At 72.2% G+C, this 23,354-nt stretch carries 21 protein-coding genes; 12 read left to right on the forward strand and 9 right to left on the reverse strand.

Going from position 1 to position 23,354, the window contains the following annotated elements; all coding sequences use genetic code 11:
- The first annotated feature begins 30 nt into the window (after positions 1 to 30).
- On the forward strand, positions 31 to 2,163 hold the full coding sequence (locus ACPA54_RS23615; protein ID WP_423532812.1) for a restriction endonuclease: 2,133 nt from the start codon (positions 31 to 33) through the stop codon (positions 2,161 to 2,163).
- 114 nt (positions 2,164 to 2,277) lie between these two features.
- Positions 2,278 to 2,766 carry a DUF1877 family protein gene (locus ACPA54_RS23620; protein ID WP_423532813.1) on the forward strand — a complete coding sequence of 163 codons (489 nt, stop codon included), beginning with the start codon at positions 2,278 to 2,280 and terminating at the stop codon, positions 2,764 to 2,766.
- A gap of 30 nt (positions 2,767 to 2,796) precedes the next feature.
- Here ACPA54_RS23620 and ACPA54_RS23625 read toward each other — a convergent pair whose 3' ends face one another.
- Positions 2,797 to 3,567: an IclR family transcriptional regulator gene (locus ACPA54_RS23625; RefSeq protein WP_423532815.1), complete on the reverse strand. Its 771-nt coding sequence runs from the start codon at positions 3,565 to 3,567 to the stop codon at positions 2,797 to 2,799.
- A 208-nt stretch (positions 3,568 to 3,775) separates the two neighbouring features.
- On the opposite strand from ACPA54_RS23625, the gene aceB reads away from it, so the two are divergent.
- On the forward strand, positions 3,776 to 5,380 hold the full coding sequence (gene aceB / locus ACPA54_RS23630) for a malate synthase A (protein ID WP_423532817.1): 1,605 nt from the start codon (positions 3,776 to 3,778) through the stop codon (positions 5,378 to 5,380).
- 153 nt (positions 5,381 to 5,533) lie between these two features.
- Positions 5,534 to 5,923, forward strand: a complete 390-nt coding sequence (locus ACPA54_RS23635; protein ID WP_423532819.1) for an allophanate hydrolase-related protein — start codon at positions 5,534 to 5,536, stop codon at positions 5,921 to 5,923.
- On the opposite strand, the gene ACPA54_RS23640 is transcribed toward ACPA54_RS23635, so the two are convergent.
- The 6 genes from ACPA54_RS23640 to ACPA54_RS23665 all read right to left on the reverse strand — a co-directional run bounded on the left by ACPA54_RS23640 (position 5,898) and on the right by ACPA54_RS23665 (position 10,879).
- Positions 5,898 to 6,404, reverse strand: a complete 507-nt coding sequence (locus ACPA54_RS23640; RefSeq protein WP_423532821.1) for a hypothetical protein — start codon at positions 6,402 to 6,404, stop codon at positions 5,898 to 5,900. The genes ACPA54_RS23635 and ACPA54_RS23640 overlap by 26 nt on opposite strands.
- Positions 6,405 to 6,668: 264 nt before the next feature.
- Positions 6,669 to 8,033 (reverse strand): 8-oxoguanine deaminase, encoded by a 1,365-nt coding sequence (locus ACPA54_RS23645; protein WP_423532823.1) that lies wholly within the window; start codon positions 8,031 to 8,033, stop codon positions 6,669 to 6,671.
- Between the two features lie 184 nt (positions 8,034 to 8,217).
- Positions 8,218 to 9,129 carry a factor-independent urate hydroxylase gene (gene pucL, locus ACPA54_RS23650; RefSeq protein ID WP_423532824.1) on the reverse strand — a complete coding sequence of 304 codons (912 nt, stop codon included), beginning with the start codon at positions 9,127 to 9,129 and terminating at the stop codon, positions 8,218 to 8,220.
- Between the two features lie 4 nt (positions 9,130 to 9,133).
- Positions 9,134 to 10,090, reverse strand: coding sequence for a 2-oxo-4-hydroxy-4-carboxy-5-ureidoimidazoline decarboxylase (gene uraD, locus ACPA54_RS23655; protein WP_423532826.1), 957 nt, complete (start codon positions 10,088 to 10,090; stop codon positions 9,134 to 9,136).
- Positions 10,091 to 10,259: 169 nt separating this feature from the next.
- Positions 10,260 to 10,628, reverse strand: coding sequence for a helix-turn-helix domain-containing protein (locus ACPA54_RS23660; RefSeq protein ID WP_423532828.1), 369 nt, complete (start codon positions 10,626 to 10,628; stop codon positions 10,260 to 10,262).
- A complete protein-coding gene (locus tag ACPA54_RS23665; protein ID WP_423532830.1) occupies positions 10,625 to 10,879 on the reverse strand; it encodes a thiamine-binding protein in 255 nt (84 codons plus the stop codon). Before ACPA54_RS23665 ends, ACPA54_RS23660 begins: the two co-directional genes overlap by 4 nt.
- 201 nt (positions 10,880 to 11,080) lie before the next feature.
- Here ACPA54_RS23665 and ACPA54_RS23670 point away from each other — a divergent pair, with 201 nt between their 5' ends.
- The 8 genes from ACPA54_RS23670 to ACPA54_RS23705 all read left to right on the forward strand — a co-directional run bounded on the left by ACPA54_RS23670 (position 11,081) and on the right by ACPA54_RS23705 (position 21,053).
- Entirely contained in the window at positions 11,081 to 11,917 is an 837-nt protein-coding gene (locus ACPA54_RS23670) for a hydroxypyruvate isomerase family protein (protein ID WP_423532832.1), read from the forward strand.
- The gene (locus ACPA54_RS23675; RefSeq protein ID WP_423532834.1) at positions 11,917 to 12,897 is read left to right on the forward strand and encodes a 2-hydroxy-3-oxopropionate reductase; all 981 of its coding nucleotides are present in this window, start codon (positions 11,917 to 11,919) and stop codon (positions 12,895 to 12,897) included. The genes ACPA54_RS23670 and ACPA54_RS23675 overlap by 1 nt, the downstream gene beginning before the upstream one ends.
- On the forward strand, positions 12,897 to 14,612 hold the full coding sequence (gene gcl / locus ACPA54_RS23680) for a glyoxylate carboligase (RefSeq protein ID WP_423532836.1): 1,716 nt from the start codon (positions 12,897 to 12,899) through the stop codon (positions 14,610 to 14,612). Before ACPA54_RS23675 ends, gcl begins: the two co-directional genes overlap by 1 nt.
- A 401-nt stretch (positions 14,613 to 15,013) precedes the next feature.
- A complete protein-coding gene (locus tag ACPA54_RS23685; protein WP_423532838.1) occupies positions 15,014 to 16,168 on the forward strand; it encodes a glycerate kinase in 1,155 nt (384 codons plus the stop codon).
- The gene (gene allB, locus ACPA54_RS23690; protein ID WP_423532840.1) at positions 16,165 to 17,523 is read left to right on the forward strand and encodes an allantoinase AllB; all 1,359 of its coding nucleotides are present in this window, start codon (positions 16,165 to 16,167) and stop codon (positions 17,521 to 17,523) included. Before ACPA54_RS23685 ends, allB begins: the two co-directional genes overlap by 4 nt.
- A gap of 91 nt (positions 17,524 to 17,614) precedes the next feature.
- A complete protein-coding gene (gene alc / locus ACPA54_RS23695; protein ID WP_423532842.1) occupies positions 17,615 to 18,688 on the forward strand; it encodes an allantoicase in 1,074 nt (357 codons plus the stop codon).
- A 136-nt stretch (positions 18,689 to 18,824) separates the two neighbouring features.
- Positions 18,825 to 20,285: a catalase gene (locus ACPA54_RS23700; RefSeq protein WP_423533071.1), complete on the forward strand. Its 1,461-nt coding sequence runs from the start codon at positions 18,825 to 18,827 to the stop codon at positions 20,283 to 20,285.
- 405 nt (positions 20,286 to 20,690) lie between these two features.
- Positions 20,691 to 21,053, forward strand: coding sequence for a peptidase inhibitor family I36 protein (locus ACPA54_RS23705; RefSeq protein WP_423532844.1), 363 nt, complete (start codon positions 20,691 to 20,693; stop codon positions 21,051 to 21,053).
- Between the two features lie 180 nt (positions 21,054 to 21,233).
- Here the strand turns inward: ACPA54_RS23705 and ACPA54_RS23710 are convergent, their stop codons facing one another.
- The gene (locus tag ACPA54_RS23710; RefSeq protein WP_423532846.1) at positions 21,234 to 22,280 is read right to left on the reverse strand and encodes a PadR family transcriptional regulator; all 1,047 of its coding nucleotides are present in this window, start codon (positions 22,278 to 22,280) and stop codon (positions 21,234 to 21,236) included.
- Positions 22,277 to 23,098: a DUF4097 family beta strand repeat-containing protein gene (locus ACPA54_RS23715; RefSeq protein ID WP_423532847.1), complete on the reverse strand. Its 822-nt coding sequence runs from the start codon at positions 23,096 to 23,098 to the stop codon at positions 22,277 to 22,279. The genes ACPA54_RS23710 and ACPA54_RS23715 overlap by 4 nt, the downstream gene beginning before the upstream one ends.
- Positions 23,099 to 23,354 lie beyond the last annotated feature (256 nt).

A 23,354-nucleotide genomic window follows, 5' to 3' on the forward strand; every position in this document is an offset into this window, starting at 1 on the left:
CCAGTCGGCCGCGCGCGCTAAAGTCGCGGCATGACCCGGCGCACCAACGGATTGATCGGTACTTGGGCCGAGGCCCAGCGTCAGGAGCAGCGCCGGCAGCAGGCGCAGCAACGCGCGGTCGAGCAGGAGCGCCGCGAACGCGAACGCCAACAGCGTGCCGCGGAGCGGGCGATGGCGCAGAACCACCGCGAGCAGCAGGCCGAGTACCGGCGCCGCCGGGATGCGGACGCGCGGGCGCGTACTGAGGAAATCGACGCCCAGGTCGCCGCGTTGGAGGGCTTGCTGGCGGCGGGGACCGCTGCGCCCGCGTTCCGCAGTTCGGCGATGCTCGTGCCCGAGCAGGTCGAGCCGTTCGCGCCGGGGCAGTTGGCCGTGCCGATCGTGATGCCGAACCAGGCGAACTACCAGCCGAACGCGTCCGGTTGGGGCATGGGTGCGAACCAGCGCGCGCAGCAGGAGGCGCGGGCCCGGTTCGAGCGGGACTGGTATGCCGCGCAGGCCGCGGAGACGCAGCGGGTGCGGCAGTTGGAGGAGTACCGGCGGCAGTACGACCAGTGGGCGGCGACCCGGATCGCCGAACTGCGCCGTCACAACGCGGGCATCCGCGATCTGGGCGAGACGCTGCGGCGGGGCGACAGCGAGGCGGCGATCCAGTTCTTCTCGGCGGTCCTGTACGCGTCGTCGGTGTGGCCGCAGGACTTCCCGCGCCGGGTGTCGGCGTCCTACGACGCGAACCTCAAGCAGCTGGTGCTGGATTGGGAGCTGCCCGCGTTCGAGGTGGTGCCCGAGGTCAAGTCGGTGCGGTACATGCCGTCGACGGACCAGGACAAGGAGACGGCGCGGTCGGCGGCGCAGCGCCGGGCGATCTACCGGGATCTGCTGGCGCAGTGCGTGCTGTTGGTGCTGCGGGACGTGTTCGCCGCGGACGAGTTCGGGGCCCTGGATTCGGTGGCGGTGAACGGGTTCGTGGACGACCACGATCCGGCGACGGGGAACCGCACGGAGATCGTGCTGGCGTCGGCGGCGGTCGCGCGGGCGGATTTCGACCGGCTGAACCTGGCGCAGGTGTCCGCGGTGGAGTGTCTGACGGGGCCGTTGGCGGGGGCGTTGTCGACGAAGCCGGACCAGCGTGCGGCGGTGCCGCCGGCGCGGCGTCCGGCGGAGGCGAGCCCGGTGGTGGTGTCGCGCGGTTCGGACGAGGCGCCGGACTTGTTCACGATGGACCCGATCGAGTTCGAGAACTTGGTCGCGGAGTTGTTCCGGTCGCGCGGGCTGCAGGCCGTGACGACGGTGCGCTCGGGTGACGGCGGCGTGGACGTGGATGCGCACGATCCGGATCCGCTGAGCGGCGGGAAGATCGTGGTGCAGGTGAAGCGGTACCGGAACACGGTGCCGCCGACGGCGGTGCGGGACTTGTACGGCACGGTGTTGGACACCGGGGCGAACAAGGGCGTGCTGGTGACGACGTCCGGGTTCGGGCCGACGTCCTACACGTTCGTGCGCGGCAAGCCGATGACGTTGATCAACGGCGCCGAGTTGCTCCAGCTGCTCGAACAGTGCGGTCTGCAAGGCCGGTTGGACGCGAGCAATGCGGGCCGCCGGAGCCGCGGCAGTGCCGCCGCGCCACCTGCCCAGGCCGCCGCGCCTGCCGCCCCGGCCCCCGGGACCTCCGACGCCGACGCGAACGTGCTCGGCATGGTGTGGTCGGGCAGCGTCGCGCTGGACGTCTGCACGCTGGTGTGCGAGGGCAACCGGGTGCTGTCCGACGACTACTTCGTGTTCTTCAACAACAACGCCACCCCGGACGGCACGGTCCGCAGCGTCCCGGCGACGGGCGCGGCGAAGGCCGCCGTGCGCGTCTGCTTCGACGCGCTGCCCGCCCGCGCCGACCGGGTGGTGCTCGTCGCGGCGATCGACCCGACGGTCAACCCGCACGCCGACTTGGCGGGCTTCACCGACGCGAAGATCCTCTTGTCGGACGGCACCGGCTCGCAGACACTCGACGAACTCGAGGTTTCCGACGGTCGCGGCGGCGAAACCGCCCTGGTCCTCGGCTCGTTCCGCCGCCGCTCCAACGGGGACTGGCAGTTCGTCATCGGCGGCAAGGGCTACCGCGGCGGCTTGGAGGAACTCGTCGGCGACTTCGGCATCGACGTCGAGTAGCCGGAGGGCGCCCGCCCGTGCCTCCGCGGCGGGTTTCGCCGGCCGTGTCGGCGCCGGGGCATACGGTCGGCCGGACCGGGAGGAACCCGGGAAAGTCGAGGGGAGCGCGGCATCGTGGCCTGCCGGGGAGTGCACTTCGCGTTGACGGGGGAACAGGCCGCGGCTCTGGCCGCGGCCCGTGACGACGCCGAGGTGCGGGAGTGGGTCGCCGAGATCGAGGAGGCCTGGGACCCGGCCTGGCTGGTCGAGACCGACAAGGCCTGGGACGCGCTGCACCGCTGCCTGACCGACGGGACGCTGTCCGACGACGGTGCTTCGGTACTGTCGCTGGCCGTCCTCGGCGGTATGCCTTGCCACGAAGCCGACGACTACGTGGTCGTGTTCGTCACCGCCGACGAGGTTGCCGAGGTGGCCGCCGCACTTGCGCCGCTCGACGAAGCGTGGCTGCGCGACCGGTACTTCGGCCTCGACTTCGTCGACTACCAAGGCGTCCGCGGCGAGGAGGACTTCGCGTACACCGCCGGGAACTTCGACGCCCTGCGTGCCTTCTTCGCCGAGGCGGCCGGTGCCGGGCGCGCCGTGGTGTTCACCGTCGACCAGTAGGCGCCGCGGCAGTTCCCGCCCTCGCGGGTGCTACTCCGCCACGTCCGCGCCGCTGCTCAGCGCCTGTCCCAGGCGGGCGGCGATTTCCTGGGCGGTGGCGACCAGGTCCTTTTCGTCGACGGCGCGGATGCGGGCTTCCGGGCCGGAGACCGACAGGGCGGTGGCGGTGGGGGCGCCGGGGACGACGACGGCGATGCAGCGGACGCCGAGTTCCTGCTCCTGGTCGTCGACGGCGTAGCCCTGGTCGCGGATCCGGACGAACTGGCGCAGGAGTTCCGCGGGTTCGGTGACGGTGTAGGCGGTGTGTGCGGTGAGCGGGCCGGTGCCGAGGGCGCGGGCGGCCTGGTCTTCGGGGAGTTGCGCGAGCAGGGCTTTGCCGACGGCGGTGCAGTGCGGCTGTACGCGGCGGCCGACTTCGGTGAACATGCGCATCGAGTGCCGGGACGGGACCTGGCCGACGTAGACGACCTCGCCGGATTCCAGCACCGCGAGGTTGGCGGTCTCGCCGGTCGACTCCATCAGTTCCGCCAGGTACGGCCGCGCCCAGCTGCCGAGCAGCCGGCCGGCGGTCTCGCCGAGCCGGATCAGGCGCGGGCCCAGCGTGTAGCGGCGCGAGGCGTCTTGGCGCAGGTAGCCGAGCGGGACGAGGGTGCGGACCAGACGGTGGATGGTCGGCAGGGGCAGCCCGGACCGGGCCGCGAGGTCGCTCAGGCCGAGGACGCCGCCCGCGTCGGCGAGGACTTCGAGCAGGTCGAACGCCCGCTCCAGGGATTGCACGCCGCCGGTCGCCCGCTCGGCCATTCCATACCCTCCACCACGATGTCTCAACAACTTGTTGAATTTCCGCGTCTCGGAAACTAATGTCCACTCTACAGAAGTCGCCGTGCCACCCAGGAGGATCGACGTGTCGGCCCGGCGGCGGACCGCACCTGCGGTTAGCTGAACCGCAGGGACCCGGCCGCCCCTTTCCGCGTACCCCGCCCCCCCACACCAACAAGGAGTGAGTCACATGACCGCACCGGTCGTCACCGTGACCGGCGGCCCCGTGCCGCGCGGGGAGGAGATCCTCACCACCGACGCCCTGCGCTTCGTGGCCGACCTGCAGCGCCGGTTCGGCGGGCGCCGTACCGAACTCCTCGCCAAGCGCCGCGAGAAGTACGCCGAGATCGCCCGCACCGGCCGCCTGGACTTCCTGCCCGAGACCCGCGGGATCCGCGAGGCGGACTGGACGGTCGCCGAGGCGCCGCCGATGCTGCGCGACCGCCGCGTGGAGATCACCGGCCCCGCCGACCGCAAGATGACCATCAACGCGCTCAACTCCGGCGCCAAGGTCTGGCTCGCCGACTTCGAGGACGCGTCGGCGCCCACCTGGCACAACGTGATCGTCCACCAGCGCAACCTGGTGGACGCCTACGAACGCCGCGTCGACTTCACCACCGCCGAAGGCAAGGAATACCGCCTCAAGCCCGACGACGAACTGGCCACCGTCGTCATGCGCCCACGCGGCTGGCACCTCGACGAACGCCACGTCCTCGTCGACGGCACCCCCGTCTCCGGCGCCCTGCTCGACTTCGGCCTGTACTTCTTCCACAACGCGGCCCGGCTGCTGGCCCGCGGCTCCGGCCCGTACTTCTACCTGCCGAAGACCGAGAGCCACCTCGAAGCCCGGCTGTGGAACGACGTGTTCAACCACGCCCAGGACGTCCTCGGCATCCCGCGCGGCACCATCCGCGCCACCGTGCTGATCGAGACCATTCCCGCCGCGTTCGAAATGGACGAGATCCTCTACGAACTGCGCGACCACGCCTCCGGGCTCAACGCGGGCCGCTGGGACTACCTGTTCTCCATCGTCAAGAACTTCCGCGACGCGGGCGAGGCGTTCGTCCTCCCCGACCGCAACGCGGTCACCATGACCGCGCCGTTCATGCGCGCCTACACCGAACTCCTCGTCAAGACCTGCCACCGGCGCGGCGCCTACGCCATAGGGGGCATGTCCGCGGTCATCCCGTCCCGCCGCGACGCCGCCGCGAATGCCGCCGCGCTGGCCAAGGTCCGCGACGACAAGGACCGCGAAGCCGGGGACGGCTTCGACGGCTCGTGGGTCGCGCACCCCGACCTGGTGCCCGTGTGCCGCGCCGCGTTCGACGCGGTGCTCGGCGACCGCCCGCACCAGCTCGACCGGCAGCGCCCCGACGTCGAGGTGACCGCCGACGACCTGCTCGACGTGGCGTCCGCGGGCGGCAGCACCACCTCCGGCGGCCTGCACAACGCCGTCGGCGTCGGCCTGCGCTACCTGGAAGCCTGGCTGCGCGGCCACGGCGCGGTCGCCGTCTTCGGCCTCATGGAGGACGTCGCCACCGCGGAGATCTCCCGCTCCCAGGTGTGGCAGTGGGTGCACAACGGCGTCGTGCTGTCGGACACCGGCGAGAAGGTCACCGCGGAACTCGTCCGCCGCCTCGTCACCGAAGAACTCGGTTCGCTCCGCGAGGAACTCGGCGACACGGCGTTCGACGGCGGCCGCTGGGCCGACGCCCGCGACCTGTTCCTCAAGGTCGCCCTCGCCGACGACTTCGCCGACTTCCTCACCGTGCCGGGCTGCGCGCTCCTCGACTGAGCCCGCCCCGCACCCGCCGGGGCCGCACGACCGGCGGCCCCCTCAAGCGCGGAACGGCCGGGCGGCGCCCGCCGGTCGCGGGGGCGCGTCCCGGCGACGCCCCCGGCCGTTCCGCACCCCTCCGCACCCCTAAGCGCCCGACAGGAGTCCCGCATGGCACGCATGTTCCTCAACGGCCAGGCCATGGAAGGCGGCCCCTTCCACCACCACCTCAAGGGTGCGCCGCTGGTCATGAAGACCCGCACCGCTCCCGGCTACCGGTTCTTCTCCATCGCCGACCGCTGCCCGGGCCTGCTGCCCGACCCGGAGGGCACCGCGCAGATCGAGGGCGAGGTCTACGACGTCCCCGAAGAGGTCCTGCGCGACGAACTGCTGCCCACCGAACCCGCCGAACTGGAATTCGGCATCATCAAGCTCGAAGACGGCTCCGCGTCGTTCTCGATGGTCCTGCGCGTCGGCGAACTGGAGACCGGCGCGCACAAGGAGATCACCGAGTACGGCGGCTGGCGCGCCTATCTCAAGACCCTGGGCCGCGAGAGCTGACCGACGCCTCCAAGCGGGCGATCACGCGGAGCACTTCCGTGCGGTTGCCCGCTTGCGCGATCCACCGCGGCAGCCGCGACACCAGCGTCATGCGCAGGCCCTCCTCGGTCCACGCGTCCTCGTGCGGTTCCGCCGCGACGAAGCGGCGGATCAGCGCCAGGTGGTCGAGGTTGTAGGCCCACAGCAGCCCGTGCCCGGTCGGTGCCTGGAGCCACAGCGGCAGCGCGAAGTACGGGTCGTACATGGCGGGCGCATCCGGGTTCGGCATCGAATACACCCCGCTGTCCTTGTCCCGGACGTGCCCGCAGGCCCGGCAGCTCAGCCGGCGCGACTGGAACGGCGACAGCACCAGCCGCTTCGGATACGCCGCGACGGTCGCGAGCGCTCCGCAGCGGGGGCACCGGATGAGGATCTCGTCCATGAAGTCGTAGATGGTGGAAAGGTCGTCGCGGAATCGCGGCGGGGACTCGGAAGGCACCACCGGGTGCTCCTTTCGCGGCACGGGATGCGGTCGCGAGTTTCCGGGCGGATTCGGCGGAGTGCCGGGGCTTCCCCCCGCTGGGGAGAACCGAGGGAAGCCCCTCTTGCGCACTCGCCGACGGAACCGGCGTCGCCCCATGCTCATCCGCAGTCCCGGGCGGAACATGAGTACCCGTACTCAATTCCCTTGATAGGTCGACGGGATGGCGCCGATCGGCCGGGTTTGCCCCCGTCTTGCCACCCGGCCTGGGCCGGCGCGCCCGGGTCAGTGCAGACCGGCGCGGCGCGCGAGCGTGGCTGCCGCGTCGGCCGCGTTCCGCGCGATGGCGTCCTCGTCGACCCGGGTCAGGTGGCCGTGTTCCACGACCGGGATGCCGTCGACCAGCAGCAGGGTCAGCGGCGCCGCCGCGCCGAGGACGAGGGCAGCGACCTTGTCGGCGATGCCCGCGTGCCGGAACCCGTCGAGTTTCCACACCGCAAGATCCGCGAGCTTGCCCGGTTCGAGGCTGCCGATCTCGCGCTCCCTGCCCAGGACTTGAGCGCCGCCCATGGTGGCGACGCGCAGCGCGCGACGTACCGGCATCGCGTCCGGGCCCCACGCGACCCGGTTGAGCAGCGCCAAGTTGCGCAGCTCGGTGCCGAGTTCGCCGGATTCGTTGGACGCGGCGCCGTCCACGCCCAGTCCGACGGGCACGCCCGCGGCCAGCAGGGCGGGTACGCGGGCGGTGCCCGCGGCGATGCGCGCGTTGGACGACGGGCAGGTCGCGACACCCGTGCGGGTGGCGGCGAAGGCGGCGATGTCGGCATCGGACATGTGGATCGAGTGCGCCATCCACACGTCGTCGCCGAGCCAGCCGAGCGAGGCGAAGTAGTCCGTCGGACCCATGCCGAACTTCTCGCGGCAGAACTGCTCTTCCTCGACCGTCTCGGAACCGTGGGTGTGCAGGCGCACGCCCTTGCGGCGGGCCAGTTCCGCGGCGCCGCGCAGGAGTTCCGCGGACACCGAGAAAGGCGAGCAGGGTGCGGCGGTGATCCGCAGCATCGAGTCGAACGACGGGTCGTGCCAGCGGTCGATCGCGGCCTCGGTGGCGGCGAGGGCCTCGTCGGTGTCCTCGGTGACGCTCGCCGGCGGCAGCCCGCCGTCGTCGATGCTCAGGTCCATCGACCCGCGGGTGGGCTGGAACCGCAGGCCCAGCGCGGCGACCGCGGCGATCTCCGCGCCGAGGATGTCGCCGCCGTCGCGCGGGAAGACGTAGGCGTGGTCGGTCGCCGTCGTGCACCCCGACAGCATGAGCGCCGCCGCCGAGCCCTGCGCGGCGGCGTGGCACAGCGCTTCGTCGATGTGCGCCCACGTCGGGTACAGCTCGACGAGCCAGTCGAAGAGCGCCGAGTTCTGCGCCAGGCCGCGGGTGATCCACTGGGAGAAGTGGTGGTGGGTGTTGACCAGGCCCGGGGTGACCAGGTGGCCGGACGCGTCGATGCGCCGCACCACGTCCGGCACCGCGGGCGCGGGGCCGGAGCCGACCGCTTCGATGCGGTTCCCGGCGACGATCACATGGCCGCCGGCGATCTCGGTGTCGTCCGGGTCGACGGTGGCGATGTGCGCGTTCTCGATGACGATGCGGGTCACGGTGGCCGCCCCTTCACGGTGGTCGCCCCTCCGGGCGGGTCGCCCCTCCCTCGGTGCAATTGTCGCGTGACCGGGCGGCCGGGAGCCGGCAGGCGGGCCCGGCGGCGGGTCGGCCGGGACCGCGCCGCCGGGGGAACAGGGGTGAGCCGATCGGGCCCGGCCGACCGGGTCCGGCCGTGTGGTGTCAGTCGATCGGGATGACGGGGACGACGCCCTCGCGGTGCACGGTGCCCTCGATGAGCCCGTACGGCCGGTCGGCTGCGTAGTAGACCTCGTGGTCGTTCTTCTGCCCGAACGGTTCCAGGTCGACCAGGAAGTGGTGCTTGTTGGGCAGCGACAGGCGGATCTCGTCGATCTCCGGGCGGTTGTTGAGGACCCGGTTGCCCATCGCGTACAGGGTCTGCTGGAGCGAGTAGGAGTAGGTCTCCGCGAACGCTTCGAGGAGATGCCGTTTGACCTGTGCGTACGAGCGTTCGAAGGGAACGGGGGCGAGGTCGTCGCCGGACCATCCGAACACCCATCGGGCGTTGACCTCGGTGGCCAGGATGCGGTCGTACGCCTCCCGGAGCGTGGTGTAGCGGTCCTTGATGTAGCCCCAGAACTCCGACGCGGTCGTGTTCATCACCACGAGCCCGCTCAGGCCCGAGATGATGCGGAATTGCTCGCCGTCGTAGACGACTTCGGTCGTGCGGGTCTCGGCGCCGTCGCGGACGAACGAGTGCTGGACTTCGTCGGCGCCGATGAAGCGGTGCCCGGCTTCGGGGCGGGCTATCCGGTTCCAGACGTACTCCTCGACGCGGATGCGGGCGCGCCGGATGGTCGGCTGCGAGTCGACGAAGTGCCGGGCGAGGAGCACGGCGAAGTCCTCCGCGGAGGTGACGCCGTGCTCCTGTGCGAACGCGTAGACGGTGTTCTTGGTGGTGTCGGTCGGCAACACGGCGGCGTTCCCGCCGGTCAGGTGCGTGTCGGCGAGGTCGCCGGACAGTGCCACGCTGACGTTGAGGTCCTTGACCTCGTGCCGAGTGCCGTCGCGGCGCACCCGGACGATCCGGGTCTCCGCCTTTCCGTACTGGTTCTGGCCGAGCACCATCGGCATGGGGTCAGCTCCCTCGGTAAACGGAATATCCGTACGGGTTGAGCAGCAGCGGAACGTGATAGCGGGGGCGCGCCGGATCGGTGGTGAAGACCACCTGGACCTCGGGGAAGAAGGCGTCTTCGCCGCGCCCGGCGCGGTAGGCCGCCACGTCGAAGCGCAGCCGTACCGTCGCGGGGGCGGGGGACACCGGGGGGAGACCGGGGCAGCGGCCGTCGGCGTCGGTCGCGGAGGCGCCGAGCACCTGCCAGCTGCCGTCCGCGGCCAGGACGGCCAGCTCCACGGGGACGTCGCGTGCCGGGTCGCCGGCGCTGGTGTCGAGGACGTGGGTCGAAATGGCGGTCATGCCTGCCCCTGGTCGATCGGAGGGGTGGGAACCGGGCTGGAGGGAGCCGCGGGATGCCTGCGGCTCGGGTGCGCCGACCAGCTTCGCCAGCCGGAGGCGATTGATCTTGCGCAACTCCTCGCGGGCGTTGGCCCGTTCGGTGGCCGCGTCGTTGCCGAGCCGAGCCCGCAGCGCGGCGAGCATCTCGGCGGCGCTGCGGCCGCTCGCGCAGATCAGGAACACATGGCCGAACTTGGCGGCGTATTCGGCGTTGCCGTCCGCGAGTTCGGTGAGCGTGTCGGCGGCGGCGCCGTGTACGCCGGACTGTTCGCGGTGCGACTGGTCGTCGCCCGCGCGGGGCCGGCCGATGACCGCGTGTCCGGCCATCGCCTCGTCGAGGTCGGCGTCGGTCATCCCGGCCGTGGCCAGGTCGGACGACGCGTACAGCTCGTCGAGGAGGCGGTACGGGCGGCGGCCCGCGACCGCGTCGATCCACTGCCGGCTCGCGCAGACCTCGCCGAGGAGGTTGACCGCCTCGGCGGGGTCGGCGGCGTTGAGCCGGGCGAGCCCGGCGGCGCGGGACGCCGCCGGGGTGCCGGATGCGTCGGGTGGAGCCGTGGATCCCGGGTGATCGGCCACGCCGGACCTCCGTAGGAGTCATCGCGTCCGATCGTCGGAACCGCGGTCTTCCGGAACGGTAGGTCGCCCGTCGACACATCGTCAACAGTTTGTTGAAGTGGATCAACCGGGCGGGTGAACGCCCGGTTGTGGAGGAACGTCCAAACGGGGGAGGGTGATCGGGGCGGCGCTAGCGGTCGCCCTGCTCCCGGTTCAGGTAGTTGTAGACGGTGAACCGGCTGACGCCGAGCGCCGCGGCGACGGACTCGACGCCGTGCCGGATGGTGAACGCGCCGCGCTCCTCCAGGACCCGCACGACGCGCTGCTTGTCCTCGCGGCCGAGGTCGGCGAGCGGGCCGCCGAACTGGCGTTCCATTTCGGCCAGCAGGCGGTCGAGGGCGGCGCCGAGGTGCGGGAGCCGTACCGCGACGACGGGGGCGCCCTCCCAGGACAGCAGGACGTCCTCGGGGCGGGCGTCGCCGGGCGCGACCAGTGCCGCGCCCATCGCGTCCACGAGCGGCTTGACCGCGTCGACCAGCGGGTGGGCGGGCTCGGTCATGCCTGCTCCTCGGCCGCCGGGACGGCGGTGACCTGCACGGAGATACGGGTCGCGCCGACGCCGAGGGTGTCCCGGAACAGCCGGTCGACCACCGCGAGCACGGTTTCCGCATCGCCCTCCGCGCTGGTGCCGAACGGCCCCACCTCGACGTCGAGGCCGGCCTCGGCGACGATCCGCCGCGCCTCCAGCGCATGCGCCGGGACGTGCTCCAGCTCGAACGGCTCTGTCGTGAACTCCACCTTCAATCGCACGCGCTGAACCCTAGCCAGCGGAAATCGACTAATCCAGGATTGGCCCCCGGGCGGCATTGACAAACTGTTGAAGGCGCGTGGCATCATTCCGTTAAGCAGAATCTTGCTTCCGCATCGTGGAATTTGAGCCGTCGCGGCTCGTCACACCAGGCAATCGCCCTGCGGAAGATCACGGAAGACGGCCGTGGAAGAGGTGAGTCCGTGAGCGCCGCATTGCGCTTCGATGTCAACCTGTCGATCCTGTTCACCGAACTGCCCCTGCTCGACCGCCCGCAGGCCGCCGCCGACGCCGGCTTCGCCGAGGCCGAGCTGTGGTGGCCGTTCGCCGGCCCGACCCCGGACGATGCGGAACTCGACGCGCTGGAACGTGCGTTCGGAGACGCGGGCGTCCGGCTGGTGGGCCTCAACTTCGATGCCGGGGACATGCCCGCGGGCGACCGTGGGCTGCTGTCCCGGCCCGCGGACTCCGATCGGTTCCGCGCCAACATCGACGTCGCGGCCGGGTTCGCCGCCCGGATGGGCTGCCGGGCGCTCAACGCGCTCTACGGCAACCGCGTCGACGGCCTCGACCCCAAGGCGCAGAGCGAACTCGCCCTGGAGAACCTGGCGCTGGCGGCGCAGGCCGCGCACCGCGAAGGCGCGGTCGTGCTGGTCGAGGCGGTCAACACCGTGGAGAACCCGCGGTACCAGCTCGACTCCGCGAAGGCGGCGGTCGACGTGGTCGACGCGGTCAACGCGGCGACCGGGCTCGGCAACGCGAAGTTCCTGTGCGACCTGTACCACCTCGCCGTGATGGGCGAGGACCTGCCGGCGGTGATCGCGGCGTACGCGGACCGCTTCGGCCATGTCCAGATCGCCGACAGCCCGGGCCGCGGACAGCCCGGCACCGGCGACCTCGACTTCGACGACCTGTTCGGCCGATTGACGGACGCCGGCTACGGCGGCCGCATCGGCCTCGAATACAAGCCCGCGGGCCCGAGTGCGGACAGCTTCGGCTGGCTCCCGCGCGACCGGCGCTCCGGGGAGGGAAACGCCTGATGACGAGTACTGACACCCCTGCGATACGCAAGATCGGCTTCGTCGGCCTGGGCATCATGGGCGGCCCGATGGCCGCCAACCTGCTCAAGGCCGGCTACGAGGTCGCCGGATACAACCTGACCCGCCCGCAGATCGACCGCCTGGTCGAGGCCGGCGGCCGCGGCGCGGACGACATCGCCGACGCGGTCCGCGACGCGGACGCCGTGATCACCATGGTCCCGGCCGACCCGCAGGTCGAAGAGGTCATGTACGGCGTCGGCGGCGTGCTTGCCAACGTGCGCCCCGGCACCCTCGTCGTCGACATGAGCTCCATCAAGCCCAGCACGTCGGTGGCCGTCGCCGAAGCCGGTGCCGCGCTCGGGCTGCGCGTCCTGGACGCCCCGGTGTCCGGCGGCGAAGCGGGCGCGATCGAAGCGGTGCTGTCCATCATGGTCGGCGGGAACGCCGCCGACTTCGCCGCCGCGCTGCCGCTGTTCGAGGCGCTCGGCAAGACGATCGTGCACGTCGGGCCGCACGGCGCCGGCCAGACCGTCAAGGCCGCGAACCAGCTGATCGTCGCGGGCAACATCCAACTCGTCGCCGAGGCCCTGCTGTTCCTGGAGCATGCCGGCGTCGACACCGAGGCCGGACTGGCCGTGCTCGGCGGCGGCCTCGCGGGCAGCACCGTGATGGCCCGCAAGGGCGCCGCCATGCGCGCCCGCGAGTTCGCCCCGGGCTTCCGCATCGACCTGCACCACAAGGACATGGGCATCGTTTCGGAGGCGGCCCGCGAACTCGGCCTCGTCCTGCCGTTCGGCGCCCTTGCGACCCAGCTCGTCGCCGCGCTGCGCGCGCAGGGCGACGGCGGCCTCGACCACAGCGGCCTGCTGCTCGGCCTGGAACGGCTCAACGGCCTCGCGCCGAGCCCGCGCGGTGCGGCGACCGGGAACGGAACCGGGAACGGGCCCGGGAACGGGCCCGGGAACGGAGGGGGAGCCTGATGGCCCCGCAGCTCATGCCGGTGATGGACGCAGTCGTGCACGTCCTCAAGTCCGAGGGCGTGGACACTGCCTTCGGCTGCCCCGGCGCGGCGATCCTGCCGCTCTACAAGGCGCTGGAGAAGGACGGCACGATCGAGCACCTGATCGTCCGGCACGAAGAAGGCGCCACGCACATGGCCGACGGCTGGGCGCGTACCAACGGCAACGTGGGTGTCGCGATCGGCACGTCGGGCCCGGCCGGCACCAACATGATCACCGGTCTCTACACGGCACACGCCGACTCGATCCCGATCGTGTGCATCACCGGCCAAGCGGTCTCCAGCAAGCTGCACCAGGAGGCTTTCCAGGCGGTCGACATCGTCGAGATCGCCAAGCCGGTCGCCAAGTGGGCGGTGCAGGTCAAGGAGGCCGCGCAGGCCCCGTGGATCTTCCGCGAGGCGTTCCGGATCGCCCGGTCGGGCCGTCCGGGGCCGGTGCTGATCGACCTGCCGCTGGACGTCCAGCAGCAGCAGATCCTGTGGGACCCGGACCTGGACGCGCCGCTGCCGGTCGCCGAGGTGCACCCGCACCTGCCGCGCGTGGAAGCGGCTCTCGACCTGCTGCTGGCCGCCGAGCGCCCGCTGCTGCTGTCCGGCGGCGGCGTGATCATCGGCGAAGCACACGAGGAACTCGTCGAACTGGCCGAGCTGCTGCAGATCCCGGTGCAGGTCACCCTGATGGGCAAGGGCTCGATCGACGAAGACCACCCGCTCTACAGCGGCATGACGGGCATTCAGACGTCGCAGCGGTACGGCAACGCGTCGTTCCTGGAATCCGACCTCGTGCTTGCGCTCGGTGCGCGGTTCGGCGACCGGCACACCGGGGCGCTGGACGTGTACCGCGGGCAGCGGAAGTTCATCCACGTCGACATCGAACCCACGCAGATCGGCAAGGTGTTCGAGCCCGACCTGGGCATCGTGGCGGACACCCGGCTGTTCCTCCAAGCACTCCTGGAGGCCGCCCGAGACCGCGGGCTCCGCCGCGAGGCGGGCGACTGGGTGGCGCGCGTGCAGGAACTCAAGGCGACGCTGACCCGGCGCGAGGACTTCGACACGGTGCCGGTGAAGGCGCCGCGCGCGTACAAGGAGATCAACGAAGTCTTCGACGAGAACGCCTACTTCGTCACCGCGATCGGCCTGTACCAGATCTGGGGCGGCCAGCACCAGAAGGCCTACAAGCCGCGGCGCTACCAGATCTGCGGCCAGGCAGGCCCGCTCGGCTGGGAGATCCCGGCGGCGATCGGCGTGAAGAAGGCGCTCAAGAACAGCGACCCGGACGCGGAGGTCGTCGGGATCGTCGGCGACTACGGATTCCAGTACCTCGTCGAGGAGCTGGCGGTCGCGGCGCAGTACAACGTGCCGTTCGTGATCGTCATGCTCAACAACGAGTACCTGGGGCTCATCCGGCAGGCGTCGATCCCGTACGACATGAACTACCAGGTCGACATCCACTACGACGACTACGGCGCCGACAACGTGAAGATCATGGAGGCGTACGGCTGCTCCGGCCGCCGCGTCCTCGAACCGGGCGATATCCGGGACGCGCTGGAATGGGCGCGCAAGGAGGCCCGGACCACGTCCCGGCCGGTCCTGGTGGAGATCATGATCGAGCGCGAGGCGAACACACCGCACGGCCCGGCCATCGACGCCGTGCGGGAATTCGAGCCCGCGCCGTAGCGGCGCGTGCCGCCGGAGAACCGCGGAAGCGGCTCCCGGCGGCCCCGGAACCGCGGGGTCCGGCACCGACCCGGACCGTCTTCCCGCCGGGCCCCGCCGCACGCCCCCGGCTCCGGCCGGGATCCGGCGGCCTCGCCGTAGGCCGCCCCCACGCCCACCCGGCGGCACTCGAACCGGTGTCGCGGCCCGTGCCGCCGGGTGGCGCACCCCCCCGGACGGGCCGGCGCCGCGTCGGCGCCGCGGGACGGGCCGGTTGGTCTACCGTCCGAAGGAGAGCGGTCGGGCCCGCGCGGGTACCAGGCCGGTTCCGTCGTCCACAGCCCGTTGTCCACAGGCTCCCGTCCCGCGTCCGGCCTCACTACCGTCGGAGGCCCCTGGTTTCCCCGAAAGGAGCGTGTCCTGTGAATCCGCCGAAGATCGTCGTCGCGCCCGACAAGTTCAAGGGCACGCTCACCGCCGCCGAGGCCGCCGCGCACATCGCGGACGGCATCCGGCGCGTGCTGCCGGAAGCCGACCTGCGGCTCATGCCGGTCGCGGACGGCGGCGACGGCACCGTCGACGCGGCGGTCGCCGCCGGATTCCGCCGGGTCCCCGCCCGGGTCGCCGGACCGACCGGGCAGCCCGTGGACGCCTCGTTCGCCCTCCGCGGCAGCACCGCCGTGGTGGAACTCGCCGAGGCCGCCGGGCTGGTCAAACTGCCCGGCGGCGTGCCCGCACCGCTGACCGCGAGCAGCTACGGCGTGGGCCAACTGATCGCCGAGGCGGTGCGCGTGGGGGCGCGTCGCATCGTCCTCGGTCTCGGCGGCAGCGCCTGCACCGACGGCGGCGCCGGCCTGGTGCAGGCGCTCGGCGGGCGGCTGCTCGACTCCCGCGGGACCGAGCTGCCGCCCGGCGGCGCCGCCCTGTCCGCGTTGGACCGCATCGAGACGGCCGACCTTCGCCGCCGCTACGGCGGCATCGACGTCGTCATCGCCTCCGACGTGGACAACCCGCTGCTCGGCCCCACCGGGGCCGCGGCGGTCTACGGCCCGCAGAAAGGCGCCGGACCCGAGGACGTGCCGGTCCTCGACGCCGCGCTCGCCCGCTGGGCCGTGATCACCGGGCGGGACGTGCCGGGGAACGACCGCACCGCCGACCTGCCCGGCGCGGGTGCCGCCGGCGGGGTGGGCTTCGGCGCCATGGCGTTCCTCGGCGCGTCCCTGCGCCCCGGGATCGACCTGCTTCTCGACCTCCTCGGCTTCGCGCCGGTCCTGGCCGGGGCCGCGCTCGTCGTCACCGGGGAAGGCCGCCTCGACCGGCAGACCCTGCACGGGAAAGCCCCCGCCGGGGTCGCCGCGGCCGCCGCCCGCGCCGCGGTGCCGGTCGTGGCGGTGTGCGGCCGCCTGGAGCTGTCCACGGAACAGCTCCGGGCGGCCGGGATCGTCCGCGCGTACCCGCTCGACGTGATCGCCGAGGGCGGCGACCCGCTCGCCGACGCCGGGAAGTACGCGGAGGAAGCCGGCGCGCGGGTGGCCCGCGACCTGCCGGAGCCGACCGACGAGGAGGCCGCGCCATGACCGCACCGGTTGCCGAAACCCCAGGTACCCCGTCGCGGGTCTTCCGGTCCCGCCGCGTGGTCGGGCCGGACGGCGAGACCGCGGCCGACGTCGTCGTCACGGGCGGGCGGATCACCGCCGTCGAGCCGTACGGCTCGGTCGACGCGCCGCACGTCGAGGACCTGGGCGCGTGCGCCCTGCTGCCCGGCCTGGTCGACACCCACGTGCACGTCAACGAACCCGGCCGCACCGCATGGGAAGGCTTCGCGAGCGCCACCCGCGCCGCCGCCGCGGGCGGGGTGACGACGCTGATCGACATGCCGCTCAACTCGATCCCGCCGACCACGACCGTCGCCGCCCTGCACGCCAAGCAGGACGCCGCGCGCGGCCGCGTGCACGTCGACGTCGGGTTCTGGGGCGGCGCCGTACCGGACAACCTCGACGACCTCGAACCGCTGTACCGCGCGGGCGTGTTCGGCTTCAAAAGCTTCCTGTCCCCGTCCGGCGTCGACGAGTTCCCGCACCTGAACCGCGAACAACTCGACGACGCCCTGGCCGAGCTGTCCCGGATCGGCGCGCTGTCGATCGTCCACGCGGAGGCGCCCGAGGTCCTCGACGCCGCACCGCAGCGGGCCGGCCGCGACTACGCCGACTTCCTCGCGTCCCGCCCGGACGCCGCCGAGTCGACCGCCGTCGCCGGACTCCTCGACGCCGCCCGCGCCACCGGCGCACGCGTGCACGTCCTGCACGTGTCCTCGGCCGACGTGCTGCCGCTGCTCGCCAAAGCCCGCGCCGACGGCGTGGCCGCCACCGCGGAGACCTGCCCGCACTACCTCACCCTGGCCGCCGAGGACGTGCCCGACGGCGACACCTCGTTCAAGTGCTGCCCGCCGATCCGGTCGGACGCCAACCGCGACCGCCTGTGGGCAGCCCTGGCCAGCGGCGAGTTCGCCGCCGTCGTGTCCGACCACTCACCGTGCACCGTCGACCTCAAGCGCCTGGAGGAAGGCGACTTCGCCCTCGCCTGGGGCGGCATCGCCTCGCTCCAGCTCGGCCTGCCCGCGATCTGGACCGAAGCCCGCCGCCGCGGGCACACCCTCGCCGACCTGGCCGGCTGGATGTCCACCGGCCCCGCCCGGCTCGCCGGACTGGCGCGCAAGGGCGCCATCGCCCCCGGCTACGACGCCGACCTGGTGGTGTTCGACCCGGACGCCGCCTTCACCGTCGACCCGGCCGCACTGCACCACCGCAACCCCGTCACCCCGTACACCGGCCGCGCACTGACCGGCGTCGTCCGCGCCACCTGGCTGCGCGGCCGACGCCTCGACGTCGACGGCACCCCGCACGGCACGCTGCTGGCCCGGGGCGCGTCGTGATCACCGCCGCGCAGCGCCGCCGCCGCGGCCACGCCCCGCCCCCCGGTTTCTGATCTTTCGTCAGCGCCCCCGCACGAGACCGGAGATGCAGATGACCACACCCGAAGGCCCGTCGAATTACGCCGATTCCTCCGCTCATACCGACTTCGCCGATCTGACCAACCTGGCCGCGCGCTCCCTCGGCGCCGGGGTGATCGCCGCCAACGACGAATGGTTCGCCGACAAGGAGAACCTGCTCCTGGACCGCGCCCCCGAGTTCCGGCCGCACACGTTCGGCCCCAAGGGGCAGATCATGGACGGCTGGGAGACCCGCCGCCGCCGCGGCACCAGCGCGGCCAAGCCGCACGTCCGCCCCGACGAGCACGACTGGGCCGTCGTCCGCCTCGGCGCGCCCGGGGTGATCCGCGGGATCGTCGTCGACACCGCGCACTTCCTCGGCAACTACCCGCCGTACGCGTCCGTCGAAGCGGCATTCGTGCCCGGCATCCCCTCGGTCGACGAGGTCCTCGCCGAGGATGTGAAATGGACCGAGATCGTGCCGCACAGCCCGCTCCAAGGCGACACCGCACACCGGTTCGACGTGGCTGCCGACGGCCGGTTCACCCACGTCCGCCTCAACATCTTCCCGGACGGCGGCGTCGCCCGGCTGCGCGTCCACGGCGAGGTCGTCCCCGACCCGGACTACCTCGACGGCCTGACCGTGGACGTCCTCGCCGCCGAATACGGCGGCGCCGCGCTCGCCGCCAGCGACCGCTACTTCTCCCCGCCGCACCACATGAACGCGCCCGGCCGGTCCCGCGTCATGGGGGAGGGCTGGGAAACCCGCCGCCGCCGCGACGACGGCCACGACTGGGTCGCCTTCCGCCTCGCCGGCGAGGCCCTGATCACCGCGGTCGAAGTCGACACCGACCACTACCAGGGCAACGCACCCGGCTGGATCCGGCTCGCCGCATCCGACGGCGGCGCCGGAGCCGAGGAGTTCGACCTGCTGCCCGCGACGCCCGTCCAGCCGGACACCCGGCACCGCTTCCGCGTCGCACCCGGCCGCCCCGCCACCCACGTGCGCATAGACGTCTACCCGGACGGCGGCGTCGCCCGGCTGCGCCTCATCGGGGAGCTGACCCCCGCGGCCATCGCCGACCTGCGGGCCCGCACCGGGGAGTGACCTTGCGACGCCCGCACCGGGGAGTGACGCCGCCGCGCCCCCGCCGCGGAGTGCCGACGCCTCCATCCGCCCACCGACTGCCGACAGGAGCCATCACCGCATGTCCGAGCACTTGACCGAGCCGCTGTCCGGGCCGATATCCGAGCGGGTCCTCACCACCGAGGCGGGCGCACCCGTGGCGGACAACCAGAACTCGGCGCAGGCCGGTGTCGGGGGTCCGCTGCTGATCCAGGACCAGTACCTGCTGGAGAAGCTCGCCCGTTTCAACCGGGAGCGGATCCCGGAGCGCGTGGTGCACGCCCGCGGGTCCGGCGCCTACGGGTTCTTCGAGGTCACGGACGACGTGTCCGCCTACACCCGCGCCCACTTCCTCGGCGAACTCGGTCGCCGCACCGAGGTGTTCCTGCGCTTCTCGACGGTCGCCGGCAACCTGGGCGCGTCCGACGCGGTGCGGGACCCGCGCGGGTTCGCGCTGAAGTTCTACACCGAGGAGGGCAACTACGACCTCGTCGGCAACAACACGCCGGTCTTCTTCATCAAGGACCCGCTGAAGTTCCCCGACTTCATCCACTCGCAGAAGCGCGACCCGTTCACCGGCATCACCGAGGCGGAGAACGTGTGGGACTTCTGGTCGCACTCCCCGGAGGCGACCCACCAGGTGACGTGGCTGTTCGGCGACCGCGGCATCCCCGCGTCGTACCGGCACATGAACGGCTACGGGTCGCACACCTACCAGTGGGTCAACGCTGGGGGCGAAGCGTTCTGGGTGAAGTACCACTTCAAGACGAACCAGGGCGTCCGCTCGCTCACCAACGACCAGGCCGCCGAGATCGCGGGCGGCGACGCGGACTCGCACCAGCGCGACCTGCACCAGGCCATCGAACGGGGCGTGTTCCCGTCGTGGACGCTGCACGTCCAGGTCATGCCGGCGGCGGAGGCGGCCCGCTACCGGTTCAACCCGTTCGACCTGACCAAGGTGTGGCCGCACGCCGACTACCCGCTGATCAAGGTCGGCCGGCTGGTCCTGAACCGGAACCCGGAGAACGTGTTCGCCGAGGTCGAGCAGGCGGCGTTCTCACCGAACAACTTCGTGCCGGGGATCGGTCCGTCGCCGGACAAGATGCTCCAGGGGCGGCTGTTCGCCTACGCGGACGCGCATCGCTACCGCCTGGGCGTGAACCACACGCAGCTCGCCGTCAACGCCCCGCACGCCACGACCGCGCGCAACCACGGCCGGGACGGCACGATGGCGACGAACACCGGCGGCCGGGCGAAGAACTACGAGCCGAACAGCTTCGGCGGCCCGTACGAGACCGGCCAAGCACTGGGCGCGCCGCTCGCCGTCACGGGCTTCACCGGCACGCACGAGGCCCCGGCGCATGTGAAGGACGACGACTTCGTGCAGGCGGGGGAGCTGTACCGGCTGATGTCGGACGAGGAGAAGACGCGGCTGATCGCCAACCTGGCGGGCAGCCTGGGGCAGGTGACCCGCGACGACATCGTGGACCGGGTGCTGCCGCACTTCCACGCGGCGGACCCGGACTACGGGCGGCGTCTGGCGGAAGCGGTGCGGGAGATCCGGGAGTCGGACGGCTGAGGACGGCTGAGGACGGCTGAGGACGGCTGAGGACGGCTGAGGACGACTGCGGACCGCCGACCGGCCGACCGGCCGACCTGATTCCGGCGGTGGGCACCGCGGCGTGTGCCCGCCGCCGGGGTCGGTCCCGCGGGCCCGGCCTTCCGGCACGTCCGTGAGCGGGGTGGCTCATGGGTGTGCCGGGGAGTCGGGCCGGTGCCGTGTCGCGGCCGGGCCGGTGTCTCGGTGGCCTGCGCCATGAGGCGTTGGGCGGCTGGGCCGTTCGGAGGAATCGGTTCACCCGGGCGCACCAACGTCCGTAACCAACCGTTGTGTTCCCCTCGGGGGCGGTGCTGGACTGCCGTGCGTGACCGGGCCGTTGCCGTCCGTCTTCGGCTGCATCCCACCAACTCTCAGGAGCAATCTGTGCGTTCGCTGCGCCGCCCGCTGATCGCCGTCCTCGTGTCCGCCGCGTTCATCGCGCCCACCGTGGCGTTCGCCTCGTCGGCGTCCGCCATCGGCTGCCCGGCGGCCACCCTGTGCGTGGAAGGCAACGGCGCGCGCGGCGAGTTCAGCAAGGGCGTGTACGACCTGGGCGGGTTCGGCAGCGGCCGCCTCAACGACCACGTCGCGCAGGTCAACAACAACACCGGCGACACGTGGTGCCTCTACGAGCACGCCGCCTACAAGGGCGACGCGCACGTCGTCACGTCCGGATTCAACGGGGGTCTGGGCGACTTCGGTTCCAAGGTCAGCTCGATGCGCCCGCGGCCGGTCTTCGGCTGCTGAGCGCCCCGCGAACGCGCGCGGTCGGCCGGTCAGGGAGCCGAGCCGCGCGCTTCACCCCGGGCGCGCCACTGTCGGGGGGCTGCGCCCGGGGGTCCACTCCGGCTCTTCCGGTGGCCACGGCTGTGGCCATTGCCGTGCCTGTGGCCGTGGCCGTTGCCGCTGCTGTGCAGAAACGTCACGTCACCGGTCGTTCACGATGTCGCTCAACTCGGTGTACGCGCGCACCAGCACGTCGCGGGCCCGGTCGACCTGGCTCGGGGTCAGGCCGGCGCATCCCGCAGCCGTGTCGATCTCGGTGCGGAAGCGATCGAACAGGCGGCCGAGTTCGTCCAGACCGGGGGCCGACTTCCCGGTCTTCTCAGACTGGCCCGTCTTGCCCGCCTTGCCGGACTCGCCTGCGGGGGAGTCCGCGGCGGGCGTGGTGCCATGGTCCGTGGCCGGGTCGGTCTCGGCGCGCCACGGGTCGTCGGTGCCGGCCGTCGCGGGGGCCGGCTTCGCCGCCGACTTGCCCGCGGTCTTGCCTGCCGGTTGGCCTGCGGTTTTGCCCGTGGTCGTGCCGGTCGGCTTTCCGGTGGCCGTGGCCGCCTTCCCGCCGCGTCCGTCGCCCGGGCCCTCCGGGCCGAAGCGGCGCCGGAGTTCTTCTTCCAGGTGCTGCGCGTGGTGCTCGGTGAGGCCCGCGAGGCCCTGGGCGAGGCCCTCCGCGAGGTCGACCATCTTCTGCGACAGCGCCGGGCCGATGTTCTTGGCCCACGCCGACACGGGGTCGTCCTTGCCGGCGCCGCCCGACGCGGCGCTGCCGCGGTCCGCGCCGGGCGTGCCCGGGGCGTCCTGCGGGGTGTCCCGCATCTCCCGGGTGGCCTGGCGGAGTTCCTCGCGCAGGTTACGGGCCGAGGTGCGGACCTCGTCGCGGATCTCGCGGGCCCGCTCGTAGACGGAATCGCGGATCTCCGATTCCAGTGCGTCGAGTTCGGGCTGCCGTTCGGCCAGCTCGGCGCGGCCGGCCTCGGTGATCCGGTAGACCTTGCGGCCTCCTTCGACCGAGTGCGTGACCAGGCCTTCCTGTTCGAGCTTGGCGAGCCGCGGGTAGACGGTCCCCGCCGAGGGTGCGTAGAGGCCCAGGAAACGGTCCTGGAGCAGCCGGATGATCTCGTAGCCGTGCCGCGGACTCTCGTCGAGGAGCTTGAGCAGATACAGCCGCAGTCGGCCGTGGCCGAAGACCGGGGTCATGCCGATACCTTTCCTTCCGGCGCCCGGCGCAGCAGCGCGACGTCCCCCGACACCGAACTGATCCGCAGACGCCCCGTACCACCGCCCAACGTGCCGACCAACCGGGAGGTTCCGAATCCGGTGCGTGCGGTGAGTTCGGAGAACGCCGAACCGACCGAGCCGCTCGAAGACCGCACGTCCACCTCCACGTCGCCATCGTGGGGGAGGCGGACGGTGAGTCCCCCGGAAACCGTCGACAGGTGGACATCGTTGCGCCCGAAGGCGTCGAGGTCCATGACCATGGCGCCGGAGACGGAGTGGGCGCGGACCCGTCCGCCGGTGCCTTCGACCAGCGTGAGGTCGCCGGAGACGGTGGCCACCTGGAAGTCGCCGGCCAGGGATTCGGCTTCGACGGCCCCCGCGACCGTGGCGGCTTCGACGGATCCGGTCAGGCCGACGAGCGTGATGCCGCCCGCGACGCTGCGCACCGCGACGGTGCCGTGCACGCCGGAGACGGTGGCGTGGGCGGACATGACGGCGGTGTCGACGGCACAGTCCCACGGGACGGCGAGTGCGACCCGGCAGGAGCGGCCGTGGACGTGGCGGTCGAGCCAGGTCTTCGGGTTGGTCCAGGTCAGGTCTTGGTAGCCGACGACGAGTTCGCCGGCGTCCGGGTCGTGGTGCACGTCGAGCGGCGGCCCTTCGAGGCCGGCGACTTCGAGCCGGGTCGGGCCGTCGGTGCCGACCACGTCGACGAGGCCAGCGACGGTGCGGACGCGGACGGTGCGGACCGGATCGAGGTCGAGCACCTGCGGCTCGGCGACGGTCCATCGGGACATGTATCCCCCCTCTCCTTCCGGCCGTAGGCGCGGTGGAGCACCATGGCCTGGGACGGACGCGCTTCCCCCAGGGACACGCGGCACGCGATATATCGCGTGACCCCCGCCATCCACGATATATCGCGTTCGGCGGGCGTCAAGGGGGTGGATCGGTTCCGTTTGCGGGGATGCCGTGAGCGGGCCGGGCAAGGGCCGCGCAAGAGGTGTGCAAGGGCTGTGGACAGGGCCTGTGGACGGCGGTGGGCCGCGCCGGGCC

It is taken from the genome of Uniformispora flossi, from assembly GCF_049534875.1.
GTDB classification, from domain to species: domain Bacteria; phylum Actinomycetota; class Actinomycetes; order Streptomycetales; family Streptomycetaceae; genus Yinghuangia; species Yinghuangia aomiensis.